General features: G+C 47.2%; 26 protein-coding genes and 1 pseudogene. 14 read left to right on the top strand and 13 right to left on the bottom strand.

Translation table 11 applies throughout. The annotated features are described in order from the left end of the window. Positions 1-653: 653 nt before the first annotated feature. The 6 genes from alaS to A3GW_RS0101245 all read right to left on the bottom strand — a co-directional run bounded on the left by alaS (position 654) and on the right by A3GW_RS0101245 (position 6,690). On the bottom strand, positions 654-3,272 hold the full coding sequence (gene alaS, locus A3GW_RS0101220; RefSeq protein WP_018367498.1) for an alanine--tRNA ligase: 2,619 nt from the start codon (positions 3,270-3,272) through the stop codon (positions 654-656). Between the two features lie 14 nt (positions 3,273-3,286). Then, complete coding sequence (locus A3GW_RS0101225) at positions 3,287-3,787, bottom strand: LURP-one-related/scramblase family protein (RefSeq protein ID WP_018367499.1); 501 nt, start codon at positions 3,785-3,787, stop codon at positions 3,287-3,289. Positions 3,788-3,980: 193 nt separating this feature from the next. Then, the gene (locus tag A3GW_RS0101230; RefSeq protein WP_018367500.1) at positions 3,981-4,949 is read right to left on the bottom strand and encodes a peptidyl-prolyl cis-trans isomerase; all 969 of its coding nucleotides are present in this window, start codon (positions 4,947-4,949) and stop codon (positions 3,981-3,983) included. A 60-nt stretch (positions 4,950-5,009) separates the two neighbouring features. Continuing rightward, positions 5,010-5,717 (bottom strand): O-methyltransferase, encoded by a 708-nt coding sequence (locus A3GW_RS0101235; RefSeq protein WP_026216531.1) that lies wholly within the window; start codon positions 5,715-5,717, stop codon positions 5,010-5,012. A 21-nt stretch (positions 5,718-5,738) separates the two neighbouring features. Continuing rightward, the gene (locus tag A3GW_RS0101240; protein WP_018367502.1) at positions 5,739-6,362 is read right to left on the bottom strand and encodes an HAD-IA family hydrolase; all 624 of its coding nucleotides are present in this window, start codon (positions 6,360-6,362) and stop codon (positions 5,739-5,741) included. Position 6,363: 1 nt separating this feature from the next. Beyond that, complete coding sequence (locus A3GW_RS0101245; RefSeq protein WP_018367503.1) at positions 6,364-6,690, bottom strand: winged helix-turn-helix transcriptional regulator; 327 nt, start codon at positions 6,688-6,690, stop codon at positions 6,364-6,366. A gap of 144 nt (positions 6,691-6,834) precedes the next feature. On the opposite strand from A3GW_RS0101245, the gene A3GW_RS0101250 reads away from it, so the two are divergent. After that, positions 6,835-7,467: an NAD(P)-dependent oxidoreductase gene (locus A3GW_RS0101250; RefSeq protein ID WP_018367504.1), complete on the top strand. Its 633-nt coding sequence runs from the start codon at positions 6,835-6,837 to the stop codon at positions 7,465-7,467. A 42-nt stretch (positions 7,468-7,509) separates the two neighbouring features. Here A3GW_RS0101250 and A3GW_RS0101255 read toward each other — a convergent pair whose 3' ends face one another. From A3GW_RS0101255 to A3GW_RS0101270, 4 genes are all read right to left on the bottom strand, one after another. Further along, positions 7,510-8,019, bottom strand: a complete 510-nt coding sequence (locus tag A3GW_RS0101255) for a GNAT family N-acetyltransferase (RefSeq protein ID WP_018367505.1) — start codon at positions 8,017-8,019, stop codon at positions 7,510-7,512. Positions 8,020-8,067: 48 nt separating this feature from the next. Further along, positions 8,068-9,870, bottom strand: a complete 1,803-nt coding sequence (gene pepF, locus A3GW_RS0101260; RefSeq protein WP_018367506.1) for an oligoendopeptidase F — start codon at positions 9,868-9,870, stop codon at positions 8,068-8,070. Between the two features lie 3 nt (positions 9,871-9,873). Continuing rightward, the gene (locus tag A3GW_RS0101265) at positions 9,874-10,824 is read right to left on the bottom strand and encodes a competence protein CoiA (RefSeq protein WP_026216532.1); all 951 of its coding nucleotides are present in this window, start codon (positions 10,822-10,824) and stop codon (positions 9,874-9,876) included. Between the two features lie 169 nt (positions 10,825-10,993). Beyond that, positions 10,994-11,698, bottom strand: a complete 705-nt coding sequence (locus A3GW_RS0101270) for a glucosamine-6-phosphate deaminase (protein ID WP_018367508.1) — start codon at positions 11,696-11,698, stop codon at positions 10,994-10,996. 110 nt (positions 11,699-11,808) lie between these two features. Here A3GW_RS0101270 and queA point away from each other — a divergent pair, with 110 nt between their 5' ends. The 6 genes and pseudogenes from queA (at position 11,809) to A3GW_RS0101295 (ending at position 15,703) form a co-directional block, all read left to right on the top strand. Then, on the top strand, positions 11,809-12,837 hold the full coding sequence (queA, locus tag A3GW_RS0101275; RefSeq protein WP_026216533.1) for a tRNA preQ1(34) S-adenosylmethionine ribosyltransferase-isomerase QueA: 1,029 nt from the start codon (positions 11,809-11,811) through the stop codon (positions 12,835-12,837). A 55-nt stretch (positions 12,838-12,892) separates the two neighbouring features. Beyond that, a complete protein-coding gene (locus tag A3GW_RS0101280) occupies positions 12,893-13,471 on the top strand; it encodes a TetR/AcrR family transcriptional regulator (protein WP_018367510.1) in 579 nt (192 codons plus the stop codon). Positions 13,472-13,581: 110 nt separating this feature from the next. Continuing rightward, the gene (locus A3GW_RS0101285) at positions 13,582-13,956 is read left to right on the top strand and encodes a nuclear transport factor 2 family protein (protein ID WP_018367511.1); all 375 of its coding nucleotides are present in this window, start codon (positions 13,582-13,584) and stop codon (positions 13,954-13,956) included. 431 nt (positions 13,957-14,387) lie between these two features. Beyond that, positions 14,388-14,624 carry a nuclear transport factor 2 family protein gene (locus A3GW_RS12145; RefSeq protein ID WP_018367512.1) on the top strand — a complete coding sequence of 79 codons (237 nt, stop codon included), beginning with the start codon at positions 14,388-14,390 and terminating at the stop codon, positions 14,622-14,624. 15 nt (positions 14,625-14,639) lie between these two features. Continuing rightward, positions 14,640-14,816, top strand: a pseudogene (locus A3GW_RS12150) (nuclear transport factor 2 family protein); the annotation flags it as partial. A 29-nt stretch (positions 14,817-14,845) separates the two neighbouring features. Next, on the top strand, positions 14,846-15,703 hold the full coding sequence (locus A3GW_RS0101295; RefSeq protein WP_018367514.1) for an aldo/keto reductase: 858 nt from the start codon (positions 14,846-14,848) through the stop codon (positions 15,701-15,703). A 203-nt stretch (positions 15,704-15,906) separates the two neighbouring features. On the opposite strand, the gene pepV is transcribed toward A3GW_RS0101295, so the two are convergent. The 3 genes from pepV to uvrC form a co-directional block, all read right to left on the bottom strand. Next, positions 15,907-17,310 (bottom strand): dipeptidase PepV, encoded by a 1,404-nt coding sequence (gene pepV, locus A3GW_RS0101300; protein WP_018367515.1) that lies wholly within the window; start codon positions 17,308-17,310, stop codon positions 15,907-15,909. A 142-nt stretch (positions 17,311-17,452) separates the two neighbouring features. Further along, positions 17,453-18,055 carry a nitroreductase family protein gene (locus A3GW_RS0101305; protein ID WP_018367516.1) on the bottom strand — a complete coding sequence of 201 codons (603 nt, stop codon included), beginning with the start codon at positions 18,053-18,055 and terminating at the stop codon, positions 17,453-17,455. Positions 18,056-18,278: 223 nt separating this feature from the next. Then, on the bottom strand, positions 18,279-20,060 hold the full coding sequence (gene uvrC, locus A3GW_RS0101310; protein WP_026216534.1) for an excinuclease ABC subunit UvrC: 1,782 nt from the start codon (positions 20,058-20,060) through the stop codon (positions 18,279-18,281). 247 nt (positions 20,061-20,307) lie between these two features. Here uvrC and A3GW_RS0101315 point away from each other — a divergent pair, with 247 nt between their 5' ends. From A3GW_RS0101315 to atpD, 7 genes are all read left to right on the top strand, one after another. Then, positions 20,308-20,508 (top strand): F0F1 ATP synthase subunit C, encoded by a 201-nt coding sequence (locus A3GW_RS0101315; protein ID WP_018367518.1) that lies wholly within the window; start codon positions 20,308-20,310, stop codon positions 20,506-20,508. Positions 20,509-20,541: 33 nt separating this feature from the next. Beyond that, on the top strand, positions 20,542-21,249 hold the full coding sequence (gene atpB, locus A3GW_RS0101320) for a F0F1 ATP synthase subunit A (RefSeq protein ID WP_018367519.1): 708 nt from the start codon (positions 20,542-20,544) through the stop codon (positions 21,247-21,249). 8 nt (positions 21,250-21,257) lie between these two features. Beyond that, positions 21,258-21,764: a F0F1 ATP synthase subunit B gene (gene atpF, locus A3GW_RS0101325; RefSeq protein WP_018367520.1), complete on the top strand. Its 507-nt coding sequence runs from the start codon at positions 21,258-21,260 to the stop codon at positions 21,762-21,764. Beyond that, positions 21,764-22,303, top strand: a complete 540-nt coding sequence (locus tag A3GW_RS0101330; RefSeq protein WP_018367521.1) for a F0F1 ATP synthase subunit delta — start codon at positions 21,764-21,766, stop codon at positions 22,301-22,303. The genes atpF and A3GW_RS0101330 overlap by 1 nt, the downstream gene beginning before the upstream one ends. A 57-nt stretch (positions 22,304-22,360) precedes the next feature. Continuing rightward, on the top strand, positions 22,361-23,869 hold the full coding sequence (gene atpA / locus A3GW_RS0101335; RefSeq protein ID WP_026216536.1) for a F0F1 ATP synthase subunit alpha: 1,509 nt from the start codon (positions 22,361-22,363) through the stop codon (positions 23,867-23,869). A gap of 12 nt (positions 23,870-23,881) precedes the next feature. Next, positions 23,882-24,760 (top strand): F0F1 ATP synthase subunit gamma, encoded by an 879-nt coding sequence (locus A3GW_RS0101340; RefSeq protein ID WP_018367523.1) that lies wholly within the window; start codon positions 23,882-23,884, stop codon positions 24,758-24,760. Between the two features lie 120 nt (positions 24,761-24,880). Then, the gene (gene atpD / locus A3GW_RS0101345; RefSeq protein ID WP_018367524.1) at positions 24,881-26,287 is read left to right on the top strand and encodes a F0F1 ATP synthase subunit beta; all 1,407 of its coding nucleotides are present in this window, start codon (positions 24,881-24,883) and stop codon (positions 26,285-26,287) included. Positions 26,288-26,295: the final 8 nt, after the last annotated feature.

Genomic DNA, 26,295 nt, shown 5'->3' on the forward strand with positions numbered 1-26,295 from the left:
ATACCATACTTTGCATGAGAAAGATACGGACGTAGGTTTGAGTTCCAAAGACTTGCTGGAATATCGCTTGCCATATCATGAGTTAGGGTATCGTTTTTCTGAAATCAAAAGAAACATCACATCGCTACCTGCTAAAAACGATTCCTACTTTTATAGCTATTCACCAATGAGGCAAGCCTACTATCACTTTCTCACGAGTAGTTATCCTGCACAACTGAACAGCAAAAAAGACTGAAGAAAACAGTCTAAACGACTTTTTCTCAAGTCTGAGAGCGGGACTCAATCGTTCATTGATTAGTAGTTGATGCCTCCCCACCTGTCAAATATCTAGGATTCGGGCTAAAACGGTCTCTCCCAGACCGTTTTTGACACTTGCTCAGCAAGTGTCATTTCCCGATAAAAAGGCATCCTGACCTTTTTATCCCACCTCCGCATGGCTTCAACAGTTAAGAAGTGGCGATTTGAGGTTTGAAATTTGGGAAATATTGCTTTCCTCATTCGTTAGGGCTGCTCAGGTGATGACACCAGAACATTAGAGAGTAGAGTTGCCACCTTCAAGGCACAGGCAGCTTGAAGCACTCAACCGCTGCGTCTAACGTCGTTAGCAATAACAAAAAGGAGAGACTAGGACATTTGTCCCAGCCTCTGCACTACTATAAATTCTCACCAACAGCTGCCAGTAAGTCCGCTATCTTGCTAGCGTCAGCTCCTCCTGCCATGGCCATGTCTGGCTTGCCGCCACCACGACCGTTGATGATTGGAGCGAGAGTTTTAACCAGATTGCCAGCGTGAGCGTTTGCTGACTTGCTAGCGACAAGGAGGTTGACCTTGTCACCGATAGCCGCCACCAGAACCAAGACATCTGAGTAGTCTGCCTGCTTCCAGTTGTCTGCAAAGGTGCGAAGAGCCCCTGCATCAGCAACATCAACTTGACTAGCAATATAGCGAAGACCGTTTGCCTCTTTGACCTCCTTAAAGAGGTCGCCAGCCGCTGCTGCTGCAGCTTTTTCTTTCAGACTAGCATTTTCTTTTTGGAGGTCACGGTAGTCAGCCTGCAGGCTGGCCACCTTGTTTGGCACTTCTTTGAGTTGCGGTGCCTTAAGAGTCGCCGCAATCTGCTTGAGAGCATCCTCTTGCTCACGGTAAGCCAAGAAGGCTTCACGACCTGTCACCGCTAGGAGACGACGAGTGCCAGAGCCGATTCCCTCTTCTTTGACAATCTTGAAGAGGCCGATTTCAGCGGTATTGCCGACATGGGTTCCCCCACAAAGCTCGATGGAATAGTCGCCAATGGTCACGACACGCACAACCTTGCCATACTTTTCTCCAAAGAGAGCCATGGCTCCCATGCCTTTTGCCGTCTCCACATCCGTTTCAACAGTCACAACAGGAAGGGCCTCCCAAATTTTCTCATTGACCTGCTCCTCGATGCGGCGGAGCTCTTCTGCGGTCACCGCCTCAAAGTGGGTAAAGTCAAAGCGAAGGAAACCAGCTTCGTTGAGGGAGCCTGCTTGGGTCGCATGCTCACCGATAATGTCATGGAGAGCTGCATGAAGCAAGTGCGTCGCAGTGTGGTTTTTCTCCACCGCCTGACGGCGTGCCTTATCAATCTCCAGCACATAGCTTGTGCCAACAGACAGGCTAGCCAAGACTTCTACGGTGTGGAGCGGCTGTCCATTCGGTGCCTTTTGGACATCAATGACCTTCGCCACCGTGTCGCCCTTGTCATTTTTAATCACACCGTGGTCAGCCACCTGACCACCCATCTCCGCATAAAACGGTGTTTGCTCAAAGAGCAACAGAGCTTGTCCTTCAGAGATAGCTTCTGTCCGCTCATTGTCAGCGATGATGACAGAGAGCGGGCTCGTCAAACTGGTCTCTCCGTAGACAAAGGTGGATGGCTCAACCAGAGCAGCCAGCGTCTCGTTTTGCATGCCCATAGAGCCACCTTTTACCACGCTAGCACGAGCACGTTCTTGCTGCTCTTTCATGGCTGCCTTGAATCCTTCATGGTCAATGGCAAAGCCAGCATCTTCTGCCAATTCTTCGGTCAACTCGACAGGGAAACCATAGGTATCGTAGAGTTTGAAAATGTCCTGACCAGATACGGTAGTCTCACCAGCTTCTTTCAAGACTGCCAAGAGCTCATCCAAGTGGACAGACCCTGCATCTATGGTGCGGGCAAAGGTCTCTTCTTCTCGCTTGACAATTTTCTCAATAAAGTCACGTTTTTCAAGGATTTCTGGGTAGTAGCTCTTCATGATCTCGCCCACTGTCACGACCAGCTCGTAAAGGAAGGGCTTGTCAATGCCGAGACGGCGACCATGCATGACCGCACGACGGAGGAGGCGACGAAGAACGTAGCCACGCCCTTCGTTTCCAGGCAGAGCCCCATCACCGATGGCAAAACTGAGGGCACGGATATGGTCGGCGATAACCTTGAAGCTCATGTTGTCGCCATCTGGGTCATAGGTCTTACCAGACATGGCGGCCACTCGCTCGATAATCGGCAGGAAGAGATCGGTCTCAAAGTTGGTCTTAGCCCCTTGGAAAATAGAGACCAGACGCTCCAGACCAGCTCCCGTATCGATGTTTTTGTTTGGCAGTTCCTTGTACTCGCTGCGTGGAACCGCAGGATCAGCGTTGAACTGGGACAGCACCACATTCCAAATCTCGATGTAGCGGTCGTTTTCGATGTCCTCTTCCAGCAGGCGAATCCCGATGTTTTCTGGGTCAAAGTCTGTGCCACGGTCAAAGAAAATCTCTGTGTCTGGTCCTGATGGTCCAGCACCGATTTCCCAGAAATTATCCTCCAGCGGAATCAGATGGCTAGGGTCAACCCCCAGCTCAATCCAACGATTGTAAGAATCCGTATCTGCAGGATAATAAGTCATGTAGAGCTTGTCCAAAGGCATGGCAAACCAGTCTGGGCTGGTCAAGAGCTCAAAGGCAAAAGCAATCGCTTCATCACGGAAATAGTCCCCGATAGAAAAGTTGCCCAACATTTCAAACATGGTGTGGTGACGAGCGGTCTTACCGACATTTTCAATGTCATTGGTACGGATGGATTTTTGAGCATTGGTAATCCGTGGATTTTCAGGAATCACTGTCCCGTCAAAATATTTTTTCAAGGTCGCTACCCCAGAATTGATCCAAAGCAGGGTTGGGTCGTTGACCGGTACCAAATTGGCTGATGGCTCAACGCTGTGGCCTTTTGAGGCAAAGAAGTCCAGCCACATTTGGCGTACTTCAGCTGATGTCATGTATCTCATTATCAATATCTCCTTTAATTGGCGGTTGAGCTAGCGCTAGCTGCCGCTTCTGTTTCTTTAACGTAGTCAATCGCAATGACAAGGGCAATTACCAAATCGCTGTAGGCTTCCTCATGAACCGTCACTTGGTAGGTTGAGGTGAGACGAAACCATTCTTGATTGATGTCTGCAACCTTGCGACCGTCCTTTTTCAGGGTGAAGTCCATGTCCCAGAAATCACCCTGAACAACCATATCTAATCCCTCAATCCGATAGCGTGGACGAAACCAGCTAAACTCCTTTTGCAGGGCAAACTGCTCCCCACTGGCTAAGGTAATGGTAAACCGCGGCAAAAACCATGTCCACTGCCGCTTAATCCGAGCGACCTCCTGACCAGCCATATCAGTGATGGTAAATTCTTTGAGCCACTTGAGCAAGGAACCGGCTACCTCATAGTGCGGCTGATTATGCTGGTCTTTGACCTGAAACTTGCCTGCCAAGGACCAAAATTTTTGCTTAATATAGAACTTCTTCATCTTGCACAATTCCTCGAAAAATGACAAAACCACCAAACGAGGGGCGAAAAACCGCGGTACCACCCTCATTCAATGACCTTGTCATCCTCTTCTTTATTTGATTTTCTTAGTAAGTAGCAGACATGTTAATCAATGACTGGCTCACAACAGCCGCCAGCTTTCTGAACATTGATGGTTAACACTCATTCTTACCTTATTCTGATTTTTCCTCTGAACTAGAGGTCTCTGCTGAACTATTGCTGGTTTCAGCGCTTGATGACGCTACAGCATCTGTTGCCGCATAAGCTGATAAAATATTGGCGAAAGCATCATCTTTGATTTTAACATTTGCCTTCTCCAAAGCTGCCGCAACCACTTGACGTTGGAAATTGCTGTCAGCCTTTTTCTCAGCAAGAAGCATCAATTCCAAACGATCTTTATAGGTCTTCCAATCAGAAGCCTTCTCTGTCTTAGCCGTTGTCTTGATAATGTAGTAGCCTGTTGTAAAGGTCTGCTGGTTAGTGACAGGGACAATCTCTGAAATACCGTTAACATCAAGCTTCGCAGCTGCTGCACGCACTTCTGCAGGAAGATTGTTTTCTGCACTATCAAACTTATACTCCGTCTCAGAAGCCTTGGTTTTTTCCTTAGCAATCGCTGCAAAGTCAGCACCTTGAGCCTTAACTTGCTCTAAAACAGCTTTTGCTTCATCCTCTGTTTGGAGGAGAATAACTTGTGCTGTAATTTCTGGGGTATAAGTTTCAAAGGCCTTGGCATAGGTTTCGTCAGTGATTTCTTTTTTGGCAGCTTCTTCTACCGCATATTCCAGCAGTAAATTTTTGCGCAATTCTTGCTTATAAGTCTCTGTTGTCAAGCCGACTTGAGCCAGAGCATTAGCAAAGTTGTCGCCGTACTGCTCTGCTGTCTTGTTATAGGCTTCAGTAACTTTTTCCTCGGACACTTTATCACCATATTGTTCCTCAAAAACTCGTGATAAAATCAAGGTCAGCATAGCTTGTTGAGCAGCAGATGTTTTCTTGACCTCTGCATAGAAATCAGAAACTGTAATCGTGTCACCTTTCATTGTGACCAATTTCGTCTCTTCTGTTGCCCCCTTGGCACAAGCTGCCAGCGTTGTTACCGACAGAAGCGTCAAAGCTCCCATCACAAAGCGTTTTTTCATGATTAGTTACTCCTTTTCAATCTTAACCCTATCATTATAGCACATTTTCTTAAAAATAACTTAGTCTGGAAGGACAATATTTTCTGCGTTTTTACGAATCATCAAAAGCCCGTCACCTAGTGGCAGTAAAGTTGCTGTCAAATCAGGGTGATTCAGGGTCGCTTCAAAGAGCTTGTGAAGTCCCTTGTAGATAGCCCGTTGTCCACGGTGGATTTGGTCAAATGGCAGAGCAACGTCACCGCCTTGGAAGACGTCGTCAATGACGACGACACCGCCGACCCTTAATCGCTTGAGGATTTCAGGGAGAAAGACGATGTACTTGGATTTAGCAGAATCCATAAAAGCAAGGTCATAAGTTTCCGTCAGTCCACCCAAAAGATCCACCGCATCGCCCTCCAAGAGGGTAATTTGCTGGCGATGATCATACTGGGCAAAGTTAGCCTTGGCCAGCTCAATCATCTCAGGATTGCGGTCGATGGTCGTGATTTGAGCAGACGGGGCATTGTCAGCCATAAGCAGGGCTGAAAAACCGATAGCCGTTCCGACTTCTAAAATCTGCTTGGGTTGCAAGGTCTGCAAGAGAAAGCGGAAATAAGCCACCGTCTCATGAGGAATCACAGGGACATTGTGTGCCTTGGCAAAAGCCTCAAGCTCCGCCAGATGACCAGTAACCGGCGCCTGCTGGTTTCGCATAAAATCAACAATTTCAGGCTTGACCACGGGGCGTCTCATGTTGTGATTGGAGTGTTCATTATATGTTTTTACCATAAGACGATTGTACCATATTTGCTAGAAAATCGGTAGTGCTAAAATATCCAATAAATGTTCAATGTTGGTATTGGTTGGACTGTCTGGCTGGGTCAGGTTAATGGAGTGAATCCCTGCTCGCTCGGCAGCTTCCCTATCCAGAGAACGGTCACCGATATAGTAGGTCTTGGTGTTGTCCAGTCCATACTTGTCCAAAAGATAGAAAAGAGCATCCGGCTCTGGTTTTCTGGCAAAACCGTGGGTGCTGTTAATCACCTCAGTGAAATAATCGGCAATGCCCAGGCGTTTGAGGACTACGTCAGTTGTCGCTCCCTTGTGGGTATAGATAAAGTGACGAACGCCAGCCGAGGCTGTCTGAGCCAGAACGTCTAGAGCACCTGGCATCAGGATAATCTGGTCATCTAACTGCTCCTGCCCTGCCATAAAACTAGCCATCAGTTGGAGGTCATCCCCTTCGAGATTAGCCTTCTTTGCTTGGGTCTCCAACAAGTGTTTAACGGAAGTCTGAAGGATAAACTCCCCAACCTCCGTCTCATCAAAAGCCCAGCCATGCTGCGCGTAGAGTTGTTTTAGCACAGTCATAATGGCTGGATAGGAATCTGCTAGAGTGCCGTCAAAATCCCAAATAAACGCGGTATTTGTCATTCTAATTTCCCTCTTTGAGTGTTCTAATATACTTCCCACCCCAGACCTCGATTTGCTCCAAGACAGCGTGAAATTCCTGCCCAATCGCTGTTAAGCTGTACTCAACCCGAGGCGGGACTTCTGGGTAAACCGTTCGTGTAATCAAGCCCTCGTCTTCTAGATAGCGTAATTGCTTGGTCAGGGTGGATTGGGTAATTTCTCCCAGATCTCGTTGGAGTTCCCCAAATCGCTTGGTCTGTCCATCCAAATGATGCAAAATCAAAATCGCCCATTTCCCTGAAATGAGTTTTTGCGTGGTTACAAAGGGGCACTTGCCAAATAATTCCATCTTTTTCTCCTTGATATCATCCATTTCTACCCAAAAAGATACTAACTATCTATAAAAAACCTACTTGCTATTTTCTACTAACTTGTTAAAATAGTGGTGTAATCGATTATAACACAATTTTGTCAAAAAAGGTAGGTAGACTCTATGAAAATTGCCATTATCGGTGCCAACGGCAAAGCTGGCAAACGCATTGCTCAAGAAGCCCTCAAGCGCGGTCATGAGGTCACAGCCATCGTCCGCGATGCTCAAAAAACGGATCTCCTCTCTGTGATTGAAAAATCTATTCACCAGTTGACAATAGATGATTTAGCTCCATTTGACGCTGTCGTTTCCGCCGTTGGTTATTGGACCCCAGAAACGTTTCCACTTTTTTCGGAAGATATTCGTCATCTAGGACAACTCTTATCCACTAGCACTACACGCCTGATTATCGTCGGTGGTGCAGGTAGCCTCTATGTAGATGATAAACACACTCTTCAACTGCTCGACACCCCCGATTTCCCAGCAGAATTCTACCCCTTAGCTAAGGCTATGACTGACGCTCTCGCTATCTTACGAACATTCTCTGGCCTTGCTTGGACCTTCTTTAGCCCAGCAGGAGATTTTGATGACAATGGCAGAGCAACTGGTCAATATCAGCTAGGTGGCGAAGAACTCATTCTCAACGCTGCTGGCGAGAGCTACATCAGCTATGCCGACTACGCCTTGGCCATGGTTGATGAGCTGGAAAACGCCCGTTTCATCCGCCAACGGTTTACAGCTGTATCTGAGCGCTAAAATCAACCCCACTCTCGATAGATAGTTGAGAGTGGGGTTTTCTTATCTCGTCACCCAATAGCGGGCTAAGGTTTTTCCGTCCTTAAGAGTGATAATGTCCTGCAACACACCGCCGACACTCTCAATCGTCTTGCAACTGGGCAGATTGTCCGCCAAAGCAGTGATAAAGATACGGTTAATTCCTCTTTCCTCGTAGCGGTCAAGGGCATAGCGGAGCAGAGTCCTCATAACCCCCTGCTGACGAAACTTGGGTGAGGTAACATAGCCGATATGCCCACCCACAGTCGCTAAATCCCCCTTATCTAACTCCCAACGACAACCGATTCGTCCAGCTATCTCATTATCGATAAAGGCGTAGTAATTAGTTGACGTTGACCAGTCAGGGTTGGCAGTTGTTGTTTCCTCTCGTCTGGTCTTTTCGTAGAAAGTCTTGAAGTCCTCGACTAATTGAGTTTCCACAAAAACATTTCCAGCCTCACGTTCCGCCACCAAAAGGCGGTTAAAATCGAGAAAAGCAACCTCATCAGTTATTGCTAATCGTCTAATGTCCATCGGTTATCCCTCCTTAACGAAAAGGGCATTCAGCCGCCCTTTTATCATCTATTTGTGTGCACCTTTTGCAACCAACTCTTCCAACTCGATCAAGCGTTTCTCAAAAACAGCGAAGGCTGCTTCAAGATAGTCCACTTCTTCCATATCAACACCAGCTTTTTTGATGACGTTGAGTGGGTAATCTGAGTTACCAGCCTTGAGGTAGTCCAGATACTTATCCTTATCCTCTTGTGTGCCATAGACAATCTTGTCTGCCAAGAAGTTAGCAGCCGCAAAGCCTGTTGCATACTGATAAACATAGTAGTTATAGTAGAAGTGCGGAATACGCGCCCACTCATACTGAATTTGCGGATTGTCCTCAGCCGAGAGACCGTAGTACTTCTCATTGATATCCGCATAGAGCTTGTTGAGGTAGTCACTGGTCAACACTTCACCAGCCTGATCAGCCTTGTGGATAGCATCTTCAAACTCTGCAAACTGAGTTTGACGGAAGATGGTGCTACGGAAGCCGTCAAGGTAGTTGTTGAGAATAGCAAAGCGAACTTTCTCATCAGTGACTTCTTGCAGAAGGGCTTCCGTCAGGATGTTTTCATTAGTCGTTGAGGCAATCTCTGCTAAGAAAATAGAGTAATCACCGTACACATACGGCTGGTTCTCACGGGTGTACATGGAGTGCATGCTGTGACCCGTCTCGTGGAGTAAGGTGTAGAAGTTGTTGAGGTTGTCCTGCCAGTTGAGGAGCATAAAGGCGTTGGTGTCGTAAGACCCACCAGAATAGGCACCAGAGCGCTTGCCCTTGTTCTCGTGAACATCAATCCAACGGTTCTCAAACGCCTCCTTAACCCGACGGGCATAATCCTCTCCAAAAATAGACAAGACTTCTTGTCCCTTGGTCAACGCTTCCTCATAGGTCATTGAGAGGTCAGTTTCTGACAGCGGGGTTAGAAGATCATACATCTTGAGGTCAGGCAAATCAAGGATATCCTGACGGAGCTTGATGTAGCGATGAAGCAAGGGCAGGTGTTTGTTAACTGTTTCCACCAAGGTCTCATAAACTGACTCTGGGATAAAGTTTGCTGCTAAAGCTGCTTGACGGGCAGAAGCGTATTTTCTAACCTTAGCTTTATAATTGTGGACTTTGACATTGGTTTGTAACGTCTTGGCATAGGTGTGTTGGAACTGCTCATAGACACTATACAAGCCTTCATAGGCCTCACGGCGAACGTCACGATCCTTGTTTTCCAACAATTTGATGTAAGTCCCATGAGTCAACTCGACTACACCACCCTCACCATCTGGTACTGTTGGGAAAAGAATATCCGCATTATCTAAAATGGAGAAGGTCTCGGATGCGGAACTAAAAATCTCACTAGCGCCAGCCAGTAGCTCTTCTTCTGCCTGTGATAGAACATGCTCTTTTTGTTGGAATAAGCGCTCAAAATAGTGCTTATAAAGCGCAAGTCCTGCTTCTTCTGACAGAAACTCCTGGTACTGCTCATCTGTGATGGTCATAAACTCTGGTTCATAGAAAGCAAACGTTCCACTGAATGCCGCATAAACTGACAGTGCTTTAGCTTGGAACTCCTGATACTTCGCAACCGTCGTGTCCTCGTCATTTTTCATGGAAGCATAGACATAGAGTTTTTCGATGCGACGCGCTAAGCCTAACTGAGCCTCCGTAATGGCCAAAAGACTGGCTGCCGAGTCCAGCAAATGCCCTTGATACGCTACTGCTGATTCAACATCAGTCTGTAAAGCTTCAAACTCTGCCTCCCACGCCTCATCTGTTGGGAAAATAGTGGTCAAGTCCCAAGTGTGCTTGACATCAAGATGTGTCCGATTTTCTGACATAAATCATTGTTCCTTTCCTATCGTTCTGTTCTCCATTATAGCATAAAATCGCGGAGGATAAAGGGTTTGTCTGCTCGTTGCCCCATTTTTCTCATAAAAAGCTGTAAATTGCGCCAAATATCGCCCCAAATCAAGCCCCTCCACAGCCATAGGCTGCACCTGAGGGTAAAAAGCTGCCGCTGACCAGGTTAAAAGATTATCCCCTCGCGTGTAAGCTTGCGCCTGACGCTCCAGCCATCTGGTATTTTTCTGAACAAGCTGCCGCTGAACATAGGTGGCGGGGTCCGCTAACACATCTACCGTCAGCTGAGCAGACCGCTGACTGGCAAAAGGCTGCCGCAGAAAATCCATCACATCACCGCTTAAGGGGCGGCTCATCACCAGCCCTTGCAGGCGACCAGTTAAGTCTTCGTGCAACAAATACCGCAACCGTAATTCCTGCTTAACGGCATCCAACTCCCAGAGATAAATTCCCATATTTTGTGAAAAATTAGCCATCTGACGATGAAGTTGGCTGGCTGTTTGCCCTAGCCAGAGCTTTTTTCCCAATAGCCAGATAACTTGGTAGCCTGCCTGCTGATAGGCTACTGTTCGCTCTCTTAAACGCACAAGGCTCAATCGACTGCACTGAACTTCCAAAACCAAGCTGCCATTAACCAATAAATCTGCCACCTGTCCCAACTCAGGCAAAACTGCCTCAATCTCCACTGAAATCCCGTGGGCCGATAAACTGCGATAGAGAGCGGCTTTTAATTCCAAGTGCTCTGCGGATTCATTTTCATGGAAAAATTGACAATCTGCCAAGCGAATGTGGGCAAAATGTGGTCGCATGACCTTCCCCTGCTTGAAACAGACAGGTGCCTGACAAGCAGGGCACCGATAAGTCTCTTTTTTGGAACAAGCCTCCTCCAAAACATTGACCAGACGACCATCTGAACGCATAGCGACTAACACCTCTTCACCTCCTATTTTCTTATTCGTCAAAAAATAAGAAAAAGAAGTGCCATAACACTTATAAATAAGCAGACCACCTTTTAACTGGTTATTTCTCTTGTTCAATCTGGAACAGCTCATAAGCCTTGTTAAAAAGACCAGGACTTTCGTCCCAGCCTCATTACTACTCTTAATCTAACTTGCTAGCCGCTGCGTCATCGACAATGACATAGACTTCTGGATGGTTTTGCAGGCTGCTGGCAGGCAGGTCCGTTGTCGGCTGACCATTGACCATTCCAGCAATCGCGTCAGCTTTTGCCGCCCCATAAGCCATCAAAATGATACTCTTAGCTGCTAAAATGCTACTGATGCCCATGGAAATGGCTTGGCGTGGAACCTCGCTTTCATCATCAAAGAAGCGAGCATTAGCCTTGATGGTGTCCTCAGCCAAGTCAACCACCTGTGTTTTAGCTTCAAAAGGCGTTCCTGGTTCGTTGAAGCCAATATGACCGTTGTTGCCAATCCCTAAAATCTGCAAATCCACAGGGTACTGCTCAAGAAGCGCATCGTAGCGCTTGGTTTCAGCGTCCAAGTCTTCCGCTAAGCCGTTAGGCAAAAAGCTCTGCTTGAATGGTTTAGCATGAAAGAGATTTTGGTGCATAAAGTGATGATAAGATTGGTCGTTGTCAGCAGACAGTCCGACATACTCATCCAAGTTAATGCTACGTAACCCCGATAAATCAAGGTCACTGGCAACGATTTGCTTGTAAAACTCGATTGGCGTGCTGCCTGTTGCAAGTCCTAATGTTTGAGCTCCAGCTGCTAATTTTTCCTTGAGCAGTTCAAAAGCAACCTTGCCGCCTTCAACGCTATCCTTCACACGAATGATTTTCATGATGTCTCCTTTTGGTCTATACCGATTGATACCTCTATTATATGGTATAGACCAATTTTTGTCAAGGCTTTCATCTTATTTTTAGGCTAAAATGTGCTATAATGAAAACCATGAATACGAAAGACTTTGATTTTTACTTACCCGAGCACTTGATTGCTCAGACACCGCTGGAACAACGTGATGCCTCACGCCTCCTCGTCATCAACCGTGCTAGCAAGGAGATGACCGATACCAGCTTTGACCACATCATCGACCAACTCAACCCTGGTGACGCTCTGGTCATGAACAACACCCGCGTTTTGCCTGCCCGCCTCTACGGGCAAAAGCCTGACACAGGAGGCCATGTCGAGCTTTTGCTCCTCAAAAACACGGAAGGGGACTGCTGGGAGGTGCTGGCCAAACCAGCTAAACGCCTCAAGACTGGGGCAAGGGTTAGCTTTGGGGACGGTCGCTTGGTTGCGACCATCATAGCAGAGCTGGAGCACGGTGGACGGATTGTCGAGTTTAGCTACGATGGGATTTTTCTTGAGGTGCTGGAAAGCCTCGGTGAAATGCCTTTACCTCCCTATATCCATGAAAAGCTAGCAGATAAAGATCGCTACCAAACCGTTTACGCCAAGGAAAACGGCTCTGCGGCAGCCCCAACTGCAGGACTGCACTTTACACCAGAGCTGCTGACAGCCATTAAAGCCAAGGGGGTTCATCTGGTCGAGCTGACCCTACACGTCGGACTGGGAACCTTTCGCCCTGTCTCTGTGGAAAATCTGGACGACCATGATATGCACTCGGAGTTCTACCAGCTGACAGCAGAAGCAGCCAATACCCTCAATCAGGTCAAAGCTGCTGGTGGTCGTATCGTTGCCGTCGGCACAACCTCCATTCGTACCCTAGAGACCATCGGACAAAAATATGGTGGCAAGCTCCAAGCTGACAGCGGTTGGACCAATATCTTTATCAAACCAGGCTATACATTTACCGTTGTGGATTCTTTTTCGACTAATTTTCACCTGCCCATGTCAACCTTAGTCATGCTGGTGTCTGCTTTTGCAGGACGGGAATTTGTCCTCGATGCCTACAAGCACGCGGTCGACGAAGGCTATCGTTTCTTTAGCTTCGGTGATGCCATGTTTGTCCAGTAGGGACGTTCCTTCTGCCTAATCAAAAGCATCTGCGAAACTATTGGAAAGGAGTCTTATGCAACTAACAGGAAACGAAGATTTACGGGTGAAACGAACCATTTCAGCTATTTATCAAGCCTTTGAAGAACTGATTTGTCAAAAGGACTATGACAAAATCACGGTAACTGAACTAGCTAAATTAGCCCTAATCAACAAGAAAACCTTTTACCGCTATTATCCAACCCTAGATGATTTATTAGCGGAAATGCAGGAAACCTATGCCCAGTCCTATATCCAGCTCATTCGAGATTTCAAGCTCCCAGATGATTTAGAGAACATCCAGCGAGCATTCTTTGAATTCTCAGCCCAACAAGGTCCGGCCTACGACAAGATTACCATCAGTCACTCCACCTATTCAGACATTCGGCAGGACATGATTGATATGGTGATGGCAAAGACTTGGTCGCAGTCCCCCCAAGTTCAAGCCTTATCTCCTTTTCAAAAAATCAGCCTACTCAACTTTATCCAGCAAACCACCCTGTCCATCTACCGCCAATGGGTAGAAGAGGGCAAAGTGACGCCTTTAGAGGAGGTTATCCAAACGTCTGTTTTACTGACTGAAACAGGAATTTCTGCTCTCTTGCATCAAGATTAGTCCACTAATTTTCAAAAAGTGTGGCATAAGCCTCAACATCAAAACAATCGCCCATTGTCCTAACAGCAATGGGCTTTTATAATAAAATCATCAAAACTAAGGAGGTTCTGATGACACAAACAGACCAAGAGGCCATCATCGCCTTGCAACACCAAATTTGGGAGGCTTACATCACTAAAAACATCCCTCTCCTAGAGATGATCTATCCTGAAAATCATTACTTTCGCCATACAGGTGGTCGCTACCAAGCAAGAGATGAGTTTTTGGCAGACATTAAATCGGGAGTTTTCCGCTATTATAGTTACCTGCCTGAGTCTGAAACGGTGACCTTTTTGTCCGACAGCACTGCCATATTGCACACCAAGGCTAAAACAGATGCCCGTATCTATGGCTTTCGCAAGGTCTGGCGGATGGATTTTGACCTAGCCTTCGAAAAAATAGATGGAAGATGGCGACCAGCAGATGACCGGAAAATCAGGGGCTAGATAGATCGGAAGTCGTAGGCTATCTGAATACGGCTAGAGACCCTCACAGTACCCAAGATTTTAACAATAACCAACCGAAACAGGACAATTTAGGGGTTATTGTCCCCCTCTATAACCAGAGAAAGTTGCTCATGATAGCTATCTGAGCCAACTAAAAAGACCGATGAGAACTGGCTGACAGATATGGCGAGCCGTCAGCTAATCTGCCTTGCTTTTGATATTAGGAGTTCTCATTGTCATGAGGAAAAAGAGAGTATTGCCCTTGTCATGCGGCTAATTAGAGAGTCTGTAGCTAGCAAAAGCTTATTCCAAAGATAAAGTGGTCAGTGGTAGCTGGTTGGTTAGAGAACTTCAACATAAGCTGACATATTTTTACCAAGATAATACGAGACGTCAATACAGACGAACATTATATATAAAGGAGTAAATTGATGACAAACACAGAAATTGCCAACCGATTGGCTTTAAAAGAATTAGTAGATACCTTTTCAAATCTAGCAGACACCAAAGACGTGTGTGCTCAGATGAAGCTGTTCAAAGAAGATGCTAAGGTTGTCTCCATCAATGGCGACCAAAAATTTGTCTCAGAAGGTAAGGAGGCAATCGGCAAGGCCTTTAGCGACTACCTTGACCTTTTCCATAGCGTTTACCACCTCAATGGTCAGTAAACGGTTAGTTTTCAAGATAACAATCATGCCCAAGGTATCTCCTATTGTCAGGTCGTTTTGATCACAAATCAAGATGGCAAAGAGGTCACAAGGACATCAGGTGTCCGCTACCAAGATTATTATGAAAAAATTGATGGTAACTGGTTGATCGCTAGTCGTGAGTCCCACTTTATGTGGACCAAAGTTGACTAAGCAGATAGACTAGGAAAGGAGACTGACAAATGACTACACCGCTATATAAAACATTAAATACTGGGTATCACATGCCACAAATGGGTCTGGGCGTCTACCTCATGGCTCCAGGTCAGGAAACTTATGAGGCTGTTCGGACAGCTCTACATTTAGGTTATCGCCACATCGACACAGCTCACGCCTATCAAAATGAGGCAAGCGTCGGACAAGCTATCGCTGACAGCGGACTGAACCGCGAGGAGATCTTTATCACCACCAAATTATGGCCGACAGAATACGGTGAGCAAGAAAGTCAGACTGCAATTGATAAAATGCTCAATCGTTTGCAAACTGACTACATCGACCTCCTGCTACTGCATCAGTCTATCGGCGATTACATAGGCGCCTATAAAGGCATGGAAGCCGCAGTCAAGACTGGAAAAGTACGCTCTATCGGTCTCTCTAATTTTGAAGATGAGCGTCTAGATGAGGTGTTGACTAAAGCTGACATCAAGCCTGCTGCCTTACAAGTGGAAGCTCATCCCTATTTCCCTCAGGATGATTTAGCCGCTCACATTGCCCCTTATGGGACAGTCCTTGAGAGCTGGTACCCTCTTGGACACGGAGATCCTGCCTTACTCAATGAAGCAGTTGTTTTAAAAATTGCTGAACGCTTAAACAAAACACCGGCTCAAGTCATTCTCAGATGGCATCTGCAAAAAGGTTATATTGTCTTTCCTAAAACAACTAATCCTGTTCACATGGCGGAAAATTTTAACATTTTTGACATAACATTAACCGCAGAGGACATGGCTGCTATCGCCACATTGAATTCCGGTAAACGCTACTTCACCATGTCCATGGCAGATCGAGAAAAGAATTTTATGGCTTATGTCCCAGCAGATTAGAGGTAGGCGAGTTCTTTACACCCCTAGTTTACCCCCAAACTTTGTTGCACACAACACTCATCTTGGTCATTGACGAGAATACAAAAACGAGATTAGGATGCTTGTCCCAGTCTCGTTTTTGTGTTCTTATTCCCACATTCGACTAAAATCACTGCTCATAGGCGCAGAAATTAGTGTTTAATGTTTGGCAACAACTGATGATTTTATTTGATTAACTCATAGATAGCTTCTGCGTAGATGGCTGCTGAGCGGAAGATATCATCCAACGCCATAAACTCGTTCGCTTGGTGCATGGTGTTGATGGAATCTGGGAACATGGCCCCATAAGCGACCCCACGCTTGAGCAGACGACCAAAAGTTCCGCCTCCGATAACCATTTCATGCCCCTTGAGACCAGTTTGCTTCTCGTAAACAGACAACAGAGTCTGCACCAGCGGGTCTTCCAGAGGGGTATAGTGTGGCACATGACCGTGGTCTGACAAGGTCACTTTCTCAACAGTTGCCAGCTGTTCCAGCTGAGCCTTAATGGTTTCTGGATCAGTTCCTTTTGGATAGCGGAAGTTGAGGGCGATGGTGTTGTCTGCTTTGTCAGCTTCAAAACTAAAGACACCAGCGTTCATGCTCAAGTCACCCATGCGCTCATCGCTATGAGCGACTCCTAAATTGACCGCCAAGAAATCTTGATGAAGTTTATCAGCAATGATAGTGATGTAGTCTTTAGCGGCACCTGCCAAGTCAAACTGGGTCAGGAATTTAGCCAAATAGGTCGCACCGTTAACACCCTCTTCTGGGGTTGAGCCGTGGGCTGATTTGCCATGGATAGTGATGGTCAGCTGATCATCACCTGTAACCTCACCACGAACCTCTGGGTGGGCAGACAGGAAGTCTGCAAGGGCCGCCTGAGCTCTTGCCAAGTCAAGACCTGTCAGCTCTGCGGTGGCTGACTCAGGCACCATGTTCTCCCGAAGACCGCCTTGGAAACTGAGCAAGGTCACTGCTCCGCCATTGCTCCCAGCATAGTGAAGATAGGCCGTAATGTTGCCTTTTTCACCGTTGATAATCGGAAACTCCGCGTCAGGTGAAAAGCCAAAATCAGGCAGAGGCAGACCGACGTGCTCGAAATAGTAATCCATATCCTGCCAGCCAGACTCTTCATCAGTACCAACGATAAAGCGGACTTTTTTAGAGGTTGGCAAGCCCAGTTCCTTGATGATTTTGAGACCGTAGTAGCAGGCCATAGTTGGTCCCTTGTCATCAGACGAGCCCCGAGCATAGAGGCGACCGTCCTTAATCACTGGCGTGTAAGGGTCAGTGTCCCAACCCGAACCTGCAGGCACCACATCCAAGTGTCCAAAGATGCCCAGCACCTCATCTCCCTCGCCAAACTCGAAGTGTCCAGCATAATTGTCAACATTGGTGATCGGATAACCGTCACGCTCCGCCATGGCCAGGAAATGCTCCAGCGCACGGACTGGACCAGGTCCAAAAGGGTGCTCCGGCGAGATTTTGTCGTCTTCACGCTCAGACTTGATGCTGAGGATAGCGGTCAAATCCGCCAAAAGATCGTCTTTACGTTTTTCTACTTCTGCTTGAAAGTTAATTGTCATGTTTTCTCCTTTTATCTAAATTATCCGCATAAGCCTGCCTATTTGCCTGACTTATCTTTTTTTACTGTTTTTTTTGGGGGAAAATGGCAGAGCTATTCACTGGATGTGACCAAGAGACACAGGAACTGCCTCACTTATCCTCCTAACGGTGCTCAATCACCTCATCAACAGGTAAGCGGTAGCTCGGCTCTGGCTTGTCGTCGCTGTAACCAACCGTGATCAAGAGTTCTGGACGGAAACGGCTGTCGATATCTAGCACTTCATTGATGGCTGATTTATCAAAACCAAGCAACATATTTGAGGCAAAACCTTGATCCGTCAGCGCCATGACCAGGTTCATGGCAACTAGACCGCTGTTAAAGGCCAGATAGTCGCTGGTTGTTGCCTGATCGTACTGTTCAAAAAGCTTAGGATAGGATTGAGCAAATCTAGCCAGTTGCTCATCCCCCAAACTATGAACGCCAATCCGTGCAATCTTGCGGGCACGCTTAGGCAAATCGGTATCACTAAAAAGAGCGATAACCACCTTAGCCTGACGGATTTGCTCACCGTTGGCTCTGAACCCCAGAGTTGCCAGTTGGTCTTTCTTATCCGTCACAATGACGAATTTCCATGGCTGCATATTATGGGCCGACGGAGCCAAGGTCGCAATTTCGATAGCTGTGCGAATATCTTTAAGATCGACAGGCTTATCGTTAAAGGTCTTGTAAGCATGCCGCTTTTTATTCAATTCTAAAAATTTCAAGGAATGTCCTCCGAAGGTGATATGACCATTATAGCATAACATCAGCATAAAAAGCCAACATTTCAATGACTACTATCCAAAATTGAAAGAATACAATATCCCAGCAAGATAGGCAATAACAGCAGTATGGCAAGGTAGAGCAACCATCCCAAGCGATGTCGAGGCTTGAGGCGAACACCCACTCCAGTGATAAACAAGGATTCCCAGTCCTAAAAAGATCTACTTATTTTTCATGTTTTTCTCCTAATTTCTCCAACACCCTCTCCGCCACTTGCTCTGGAATGCCTAGCTGGCGGATATCTTCGACAGTGGCTTCTTTGATAGCGGTGATACTTTTGAAGTGCTTGAGGAGAAGCTGCTTGCGTTTGGGACCCAGCCCTTCGATGCCGTCGAGTTGTGAAGAGAAGCTGTTTTTGCTGCGAACTTGGCGATGGAAGGTGATGGCAAAGCGGTGCACTTCGTCTTGGATACGGTGGAGGAGGAAAAATTCCTGTGAATTGCGGGGCAAATCCACTACCTCTAAGGGCTGTCCAAAGAGCAATTCATGGGTCTGGTGGCGGTCATTTTTTTGCAGGCCTGCGATGGGAATGGACAAACCTAGCTTATCCAGGCTAGCCTTAGCTGCATTGACCTGTCCTTGCCCACCGTCGATGATGATGAGGTCAGGCAATACCGTCCCCTCTCGCACCGCTCGACTATAGCGCCGCTCGATGACCTCTCGCATGGAAGCATAGTCATCTGGTCCAGCAACGGTCTTAATCTTGTACTTGCGGTAATCGGACTTTTTGGCTCTGCCATTTTCAAAAACGACCATGGCAGAAACAGGTGAGGTTCCCATGATATTGGAGTTGTCGAAAGCCTCGATGCGATAGGGCGTGGCAATTCCAAGAAGTTTGCCTAAGTTTTCAATCGCCCCTTGGGTCTTGAGCAAGTCTTTTTCCGCTAGGTCAAATTGTTGCTGAAGGCTGACGGTCGCATTTTTGACAGCGAGGTTCACCAGCTGCTTTTTTTCCCCTTTTTGAGGGGTGATGATTTTGGTCGGGACGATAGCACGTACCAGCTCCTCGTCAATCCCCTGCGGGATAAAGATTTCCTTAGGCAGAAAGTGCCGCTTGTCCTGATAAAACTGCCCCATATAGGTCAGAAAGTCCTCGTCTGGGTCATTGTAGTAGGGAAAAAGCTGGCTATCGCGCTCGATGAGCTTGCCCTGACGGACAAAGAAGACCTGCACGCTCATCCATCCCTTGTCCACCGCATAGCCGAAAATATCACGGTCTTGCATGTCGGCACTCATGACCCGCTGCTTGGTGCGCAATAGCGCAATGCTGGACAGCAAGTCCCTGTACTCTGCCGCCCGCTCAAACTCAAGCGAACTGGCAGCGTCAGCCATCTTGCGCCGCAAGTCCTCCAAAATCTTGTCGTCTCGACCATTGAGGAAGCCTTTGACATCCTCTGCCATCTGGGTAAAATAGCTGCGCGTCACCCCACAAATCGTATGGGCATGGCATTGCCCGATATGGTAGTAAAAACAAACCTTTTCAGGTGGGTTGGTGCACTTCCTAAACGGAAAAATCCGATCTAAGAGTTTTTTAATCTCATTGGCTGCACCGCTGTCTGGATATGGACCAAAATAAATCCCCCCATCTCGCTTGACCTGACGGGTGATGAGCAAACGCGGATAGGTTTCGTTGGTGATTTTGATGAAAGGATAGGACTTATCATCTTTGAGCTTGATGTTGAACTTGGGCTTGTTTTCTTGAATCAGGTTGATTTCGAGGAGCAGGGCCTCTGTATTTGACCCTGTCACGATAAACTCAAAATCCGCAATCTCTGACACTAAGAGCTCGGTCTTGGTGTCATGGCTACCACGGAAATAAGAGCGGACACGGTTTTTCAAATTTTTAGCCTTGCCGACATAGATAATCTGCCCCTGCTTGTCCTTGTGGAGGTAACAGCCTGGACTATCTGGCAGGAGCTCGAGCTTATGTTTAATCAGTTGGTTCATGACACTATTATAACACGATTTTAAAGCTTTTCCCCAAGAAAACCCTGCCTGCATGACCTCCCTGTCTCCTAAACGTTAGCATACAAGTTAAAATGTGGTTTAATTTAATAGGAAGACAGTTTGAAAATACTTTTCCTAAAGGTCAGTAATGGTTAAAAAAACCTGAAAAAGCATGTGTTTTTCATTGACAAACCTTGAAAATAGGACTAGACTAGATAAGTAAAAAATGTTTAAGGAGAATTCTATCATGAATCTTGGTATTTTGGCACTCGGTTTGGGCTGTTTGGGCGTAAGCCTTGGTGAGGGCTTCCTCGTTGGTTCCTTGATGAAGGCGGCGTCTCGTCAGCCAGAGATTATTGACCAATTGCGTGGGATTATGATGTTGGGTGTCGCCTTCATTGAAGGAACATTCTTTGTCACTTTGGCTATGGCCTTCTTCCTCAAGTAAGCCAGTTAACAATTAAAAAATGAGGTGAATGAGATGGGAACACATGACTCCCCGACCCTGACCCTGGGGCCAGTCAGTTTTGATCTGGTCTTGTTAACCATGTCTTTGGTGATTGTTGTCGCCATTTTTGGCTGGGTCTTTTGGTCAAGTCGTCAGATGCAACTGCGTCCGACAGGAAAACAAAATCTGCTGGAGTACTGCTACGAGTTTGTTTTTAATATCGCTGAGAAAAACCTAGGACCTGTTTACAGTCGGCAGTATAGCCTCCTGCTGTTTACGGTCTTTACCTTTTTAGCTCTGGCCAACAATATCGGTCTCTTGACCAAGGTGCAAACCTCTCACGGGACTAACTTTGTCACCTCGCCAACGGCCAACATCTATTATGACCTTGGTTTGGCAGTGTTGATGACCATTATTATCCACGTGGAGGCTATTCGGCAACGCGGTCTTAAGGCTTATCTGAAAGAATTTGTGACGCCACCAGCCATGACACCGATGAATATCCTTGAAGAGGTAACCAATGTCGCTTCATTGGCTTTGCGTCTCTACGGTAACATCTTTGCTGGTGAGGTGGTCATGGATTTGATTTTGATGTTGGGTGATGCCCACTTGGCTCTCTGGCCAGTCGCTATTCTGCTCAACATGCTGTGGACAGCTTTCTCAGTCTTTATTTCCTTTATCCAAGCCTATGTCTTTACCCTCTTGGTATCCATTTACTTGGGTAAAAAGCTCAATAGTTAGGAGTATCTATGTTTTTGTTGTCAACTAACCCGATGAGCTTGCTCTGGGGTAACTTTATCATCGTGACTGGCTCGGTCGCTCTGCTATTTTTCCTGATTAGAACCTTCGCTTGGAAGCAATTGACCAGTACCTTGGATAATCGTGCGGCTAAGATTTCTGGCGATTTGGATAAGGCAAAAAGCTTGCGCGACCAATCTGAAAACTTGGTTAAAGAGCGCGAGGAAGCGCTACGTGACGCTCGAATCGAAGCCAGCCGTATCGTGTCAGAAGCCAAAACCCTAAGCCAGTCTCAGGCAGATCGTATCTTGCGTGACGCCAAGATTGATGCCCAGCAAGTTAAGGAAAAAGCGCGTCTAGATATTGCGGCTGAACGCCAAAAAGCAGTCAGCGAGTCTCGTCAGGAAATTAGTCAATTGTCGCTTGACGTGGCTAAAAAAATTCTCGGACAGGAGTTGGACGACAGTGCCCAGCATGACCTGATCAACCGCTATTTAGATGAATTAGGAGAAGGCTAATGGCAAATCAAGTGGAAGCCTTGGTGGATCGGCACGCTAAAAATCTCCTCCGTTTGGCTAGGTCTCGTCAAGAGGTCGGTCAGCTCAACCAGCAAGTCAGTCTCTTATTACAAATTTTTGAAGAGCACCAGTTGCAGGCTTACTTTTCTGATCTGTCACTCAGCCATGAGGACAAGTTGCAGTTAGCACGGACGCTTGGGGAGTCTAGTCTGGATATTCTAAACAGCCTCTTTGAGCAGATTTTATCCGCCTCTCAGGAGGCCTATCTCTATCCGATTTTAACTCGAGTTTATGAACTCTTGGGTTATGAGCAAGAAGAGGTTGAGGTTTATGTCACTGCTGCAGTGAGCTTGACGGACCAAGAAAAAGAGCGTTTTATGTCCCTGGCAAAACGCCGTCTGGGTGTGATCCGGGGGCGTTTGGTGGAAAAGGTTGAACCTGCTATTATTGGTGGCTTTATCCTAGAAGCCAATCACCAGGTGATTGACACCAGTATCCGCCACCAATTACAAGAATTGAGAGAAGAAACTAGACGCTAATGTGCGACGGGTTCAACAAGCGAAAGAACTAATCTAAGAAGAAAAGGTGGTATGACCTTGTCTATTAACACACAAGAAATCAGCCAATTAATTCGTCAACAGATTCAGCAATTCCAGCCACGGTTTAACATTACCGAGACTGGGGTTGTGACCTATGTAGGGGACGGGGTTGCCCGTGCCCACGGGCTGAACGAAGCCATGAGTGGGGAACTGTTGGAATTTGAGAACGGTGTCTATGGCATGGCACAAAATTTAGAGAGCAACGATGTCGGCATCATTATTTTGGGGCCTTTTTCAGGTATTCGTGAGGGCGACATGGTTAAACGAACAGGTAAAATTATGGAAGTACCTGTCGGCGAGGCTTTAATTGGTCGGGTAGTAAATCCCTTGGGGCAACCGGTCGATGGTCTAGGCGAGATTGCAACAACAGGTACTCGTCCTGTCGAAGTGCCTGCTCCTGGTGTTATGGAGCGCAAATCTGTTTCTGAGCCCCTTCAGACAGGGATTAAGGCGATTGATGCCTTGGTGCCAATCGGTCGTGGGCAACGGGAGCTGATTATCGGTGACCGTCAAACAGGTAAAACATCCGTGGCGATTGACGCTATCCTCAACCAAAAAGGGCAGGATATGGTCTGCATTTACGTTGCCATCGGACAAAAAGAGTCAACCGTTCGAACTCAAGTCGAAACTCTTCGGAAATACGGCGCACTGGACTACACAATTGTCGTGACCGCTTCAGCGTCACAGCCATCACCACTCCTTTACATTGCGCCTTACGCTGGAGTTGCCATGGCTGAAGAGCTCATGTATCAAGGCAAGCATGTCCTCATCGTCTACGATGATTTGTCAAAACAGGCCGTAGCCTATCGTGAGCTGTCGCTCTTACTTCGTCGTCCGCCAGGACGTGAAGCTTATCCAGGGGATGTCTTCTATTTGCATAGTCGTCTTTTGGAGCGCTCAGCCAAACTATCTGATGAACTGGGCGGTGGCTCTATCACTGCTCTGCCATTTATCGAAACTCAGGCAGGCGACATCTCGGCCTATATCGCCACTAACGTCATTTCAATCACAGACGGTCAGATTTTCTTACAAGAAAACCTCTTCAACTCTGGTATCCGACCAGCCATTGATGCAGGGTCGTCCGTATCTCGGGTCGGTGGCTCTGCTCAAACCAAGGCCATGAAAAAAGTAGCCGGTACCCTGCGTTTAGATTTGGCTTCCTATCGTGAACTTGAGGCTTTTACTCAGTTTGGTAGTGACCTTGATGCAGCGACTCAGGCTAAGCTCAACCGCGGTCGTCGAACAGTTGAAGTGCTCAAACAGCCTCTGCATAAGCCACTCCCTATGGAGAAGCAAGTCCTTATCCTCTATGCACTCACTCATGGTTTCTTGGATGATGTGCCAGTAAATCATATTTCAGCCTTTGAAGAGGACTTGTACGCTTATTTTGATACCCATTTTGACCATATTTTGAATAATATTAAAACCAGTAAGGACTTGCCAGATGAGGCAGTGCTGGATGATGCCATCTCAGCCTTTAAAGCACAGTCCATTTATCAAGCCTAGTAGGAGGATAGCATGACCGCATCGCTTAGTGACATTAAGGCGAAAATCCAGTCAACGGAAAAGACCAGTAAGATTACCTCAGCGATGAAAATGGTCTCTTCTGCTAAGCTGGTCAAAGCAGAGGCTGCTGCCCGTGATTTCCAACTCTACGCCAGCAAAATTCGCCAAATTACAACAGACTTGTTGCAAACCGAGTTGGTGACTGGGTCCGACAACCCCATGCTGGCTTCTCGTGAGATTAAAAAGTCTGGCTACATCGTGATCACCTCAGACCGTGGTCTAGTCGGTGGCTACAATGCCAAAATCCTTAAGGCCATGATGGACTTGATTCGGGATTACCATCCAGATGGTCAGGACTACAGCCTGATTGCGATTGGCAGTGTCGGTGCTGATTTTTTCAAGGCTAGAAACATGCCGGTTGCTTTTGAATTGCGTGGTTTGGCTGACCAACCTAGTTTTGAAGAGGTTGGACGGATCATCTCTCGTTCGGTCGATATGTATGTCAATGGGCTCTTTGATGAGCTCTACGTCTGCTACAACCACCATGTCAACAGCTTGACCAGTCAAGTTCGGGTACAGCAGATGTTGCCCATCACGGACTTGGATGCCAACGAGGCCGACAGTGAACGGCTCAATAGTTTTGACCTTGAGCCAAATCGTGAGGCGATTTTGGAGCAACTCTTGCCCCAGTACACAGAGAGCATGATTTATGGAGCCATCGTTGATGCCAAAACCGCTGAGCATGCGGCAGGCATGACGGCCATGCAGACTGCAACTGACAATGCCAAGCAGATTATCACGGACTTGACTATCCAGTATAACCGTGCCAGACAGGCCAATATCACTCAGGAAATCACTGAAATCGTCGCAGGAGCTAACGCTCTGGAATAAGTAGCTGTTGAGAAATGGCAGAGCAGATAATCAGTTGGTGGTCAGCTCTGCTATTTTCCAAAGAACATCAGTAACAGCTTTGTGACAGACGAGAAGACTTAGTAAAATTGAGGAAAAAATATGAGTTCAGGTAAAATTGCTCAGGTAGTTGGTCCAGTAGTGGACGTGGTGTTCGCCGCAGGCGATAAGCTACCTGAAATAAACCACGCTCTTGTGGTTTATAAAGATGGCGATAAAAAGCAGAAAATCGTTCTGGAGGTTGCTCTGGAGCTTGGGGATGGTGTGGTGCGCACCATCGCTATGGAATCGACAGACGGTCTAAAGCGAGGGCTCGAGGTGCTAGACACTGGTCGCCCTATCAGCGTACCCGTTGGTCCGGAGACACTCGGCCGAGTCTTTAACGTTTTGGGAGATACCATTGATTTGGAAGCGCCCTTTGGAGAAAACACCAAGCGCGAGCCCATTCATAAAAAAGCCCCAGCCTTTGATGAGCTGGCGACCTCTTCAGAGATTTTGGAGACAGGCATCAAGGTCATCGACCTTTTAGCCCCCTACCTGAAAGGTGGTAAGGTAGGTCTCTTTGGTGGTGCTGGTGTTGGTAAAACCGTTCTAATTCAGGAGCTAATTAACAATATTGCCCAAGAACATGGAGGTATCTCTGTCTTTACAGGTGTTGGTGAACGTACCCGTGAGGGAAATGACCTTTATTGGGAGATGAAAGAATCTGGTGTTATTGAGAAAACTGCCATGGTCTTTGGTCAGATGAACGAGCCACCAGGCGCTCGGATGCGGGTTGCCCTGACAGGTCTGACCATTGCTGAATACTTCCGTGATGTAGAAGGGCAGGATGTGTTGCTTTTCATTGATAACATCTTCCGCTTTACACAGGCAGGGTCAGAAGTTTCTGCCCTCCTAGGACGGATGCCGTCTGCGGTGGGTTACCAACCAACCCTTGCGACCGAGATGGGGCAACTGCAAGAACGGATTACTTCTACCAAGAAAGGTTCTGTAACCTCCATTCAGGCCATCTACGTCCCTGCGGATGACTACACTGACCCAGCGCCAGCAACTGCTTTTGCGCACTTGGACTCAACAACCAACTTGGAGCGTCGTCTGACACAGATGGGGATTTACCCAGCGGTTGACCCGTTAGCTTCCAGCTCACGTGCCCTCTCTCCTGAAATTGTTGGAGAAGAGCATTACGCGGTTGCCACTGAGGTGCAACGTGTACTCCAACGCTACCGTGAGTTACAGGATATTATTGCTATCCTTGGTATGGACGAGTTATCAGAAGATGAGAAAATTTTGGTTGGGCGTGCGCGTCGGATTCAATTCTTCTTGTCACAAAACTTCCACGTCGCCGAGCAATTCACTGGACAGCCTGGTTCTTACGTCCCAGTAGCAGAGACCGTCAGAGGCTTCAAGGCTATCCTTGATGGAGAATACGACCATCTACCAGAAGATGCCTTTAGAAACGTTGGCCCAATCGAAGATGTGGTCAAAAAAGCTGCTAAAATGGGCTACTAGGGAGACCG

Source organism: Streptococcus entericus DSM 14446, assembly GCF_000380025.1.
Classification (GTDB): Bacteria; Bacillota; Bacilli; order Lactobacillales; family Streptococcaceae; genus Streptococcus; species Streptococcus entericus.

Bases quoted from the DNA above. Each gene is read 5' to 3' on its own strand.
- pepF (WP_018367506.1), bottom strand. From the start codon at position 9,870: ATGTCAGAAAATCGGACACATCTTGATGTCAAGCACACTTGGGACTTG.
- A3GW_RS0101245 (WP_018367503.1), bottom strand. From the start codon at position 6,690: ATGGAATTATTTGGCAAGTGCCCCTTTGTAACCACGCAAAAACTCATT.
- A3GW_RS0101230 (WP_018367500.1), bottom strand. From the start codon at position 4,949: ATGAAAAAACGCTTTGTGATGGGAGCTTTGACGCTTCTGTCGGTAACA.
- A3GW_RS0101255 (WP_018367505.1), bottom strand. From the start codon at position 8,019: ATGGACATTAGACGATTAGCAATAACTGATGAGGTTGCTTTTCTCGAT.
- A3GW_RS0101240 (WP_018367502.1), bottom strand. From the start codon at position 6,362: ATGACAAATACCGCGTTTATTTGGGATTTTGACGGCACTCTAGCAGAT.
- A3GW_RS0101270 (WP_018367508.1), bottom strand. From the start codon at position 11,698: ATGAAAATCATTCGTGTGAAGGATAGCGTTGAAGGCGGCAAGGTTGCT.
- atpB (WP_018367519.1), top strand. From the start codon at position 20,542: ATGGGAACACATGACTCCCCGACCCTGACCCTGGGGCCAGTCAGTTTT.
- A3GW_RS0101285 (WP_018367511.1), top strand. From the start codon at position 13,582: ATGACACAAACAGACCAAGAGGCCATCATCGCCTTGCAACACCAAATT.
- A3GW_RS0101225 (WP_018367499.1), bottom strand. From the start codon at position 3,787: ATGAAGAAGTTCTATATTAAGCAAAAATTTTGGTCCTTGGCAGGCAAG.
- uvrC (WP_026216534.1), bottom strand. From the start codon at position 20,060: ATGAACCAACTGATTAAACATAAGCTCGAGCTCCTGCCAGATAGTCCA.
- A3GW_RS0101235 (WP_026216531.1), bottom strand. From the start codon at position 5,717: ATGGTAAAAACATATAATGAACACTCCAATCACAACATGAGACGCCCC.
- A3GW_RS12145 (WP_018367512.1), top strand. From the start codon at position 14,388: ATGACAAACACAGAAATTGCCAACCGATTGGCTTTAAAAGAATTAGTA.
- A3GW_RS0101250 (WP_018367504.1), top strand. From the start codon at position 6,835: ATGAAAATTGCCATTATCGGTGCCAACGGCAAAGCTGGCAAACGCATT.
- queA (WP_026216533.1), top strand. From the start codon at position 11,809: ATGAATACGAAAGACTTTGATTTTTACTTACCCGAGCACTTGATTGCT.
- A3GW_RS0101340 (WP_018367523.1), top strand. From the start codon at position 23,882: ATGACCGCATCGCTTAGTGACATTAAGGCGAAAATCCAGTCAACGGAA.
- alaS (WP_018367498.1), bottom strand. From the start codon at position 3,272: ATGAGATACATGACATCAGCTGAAGTACGCCAAATGTGGCTGGACTTC.
- A3GW_RS0101330 (WP_018367521.1), top strand. From the start codon at position 21,764: ATGGCAAATCAAGTGGAAGCCTTGGTGGATCGGCACGCTAAAAATCTC.
- atpD (WP_018367524.1), top strand. From the start codon at position 24,881: ATGAGTTCAGGTAAAATTGCTCAGGTAGTTGGTCCAGTAGTGGACGTG.
- A3GW_RS0101280 (WP_018367510.1), top strand. From the start codon at position 12,893: ATGCAACTAACAGGAAACGAAGATTTACGGGTGAAACGAACCATTTCA.
- atpF (WP_018367520.1), top strand. From the start codon at position 21,258: ATGTTTTTGTTGTCAACTAACCCGATGAGCTTGCTCTGGGGTAACTTT.
- A3GW_RS0101315 (WP_018367518.1), top strand. From the start codon at position 20,308: ATGAATCTTGGTATTTTGGCACTCGGTTTGGGCTGTTTGGGCGTAAGC.
- A3GW_RS0101295 (WP_018367514.1), top strand. From the start codon at position 14,846: ATGACTACACCGCTATATAAAACATTAAATACTGGGTATCACATGCCA.
- pepV (WP_018367515.1), bottom strand. From the start codon at position 17,310: ATGACAATTAACTTTCAAGCAGAAGTAGAAAAACGTAAAGACGATCTT.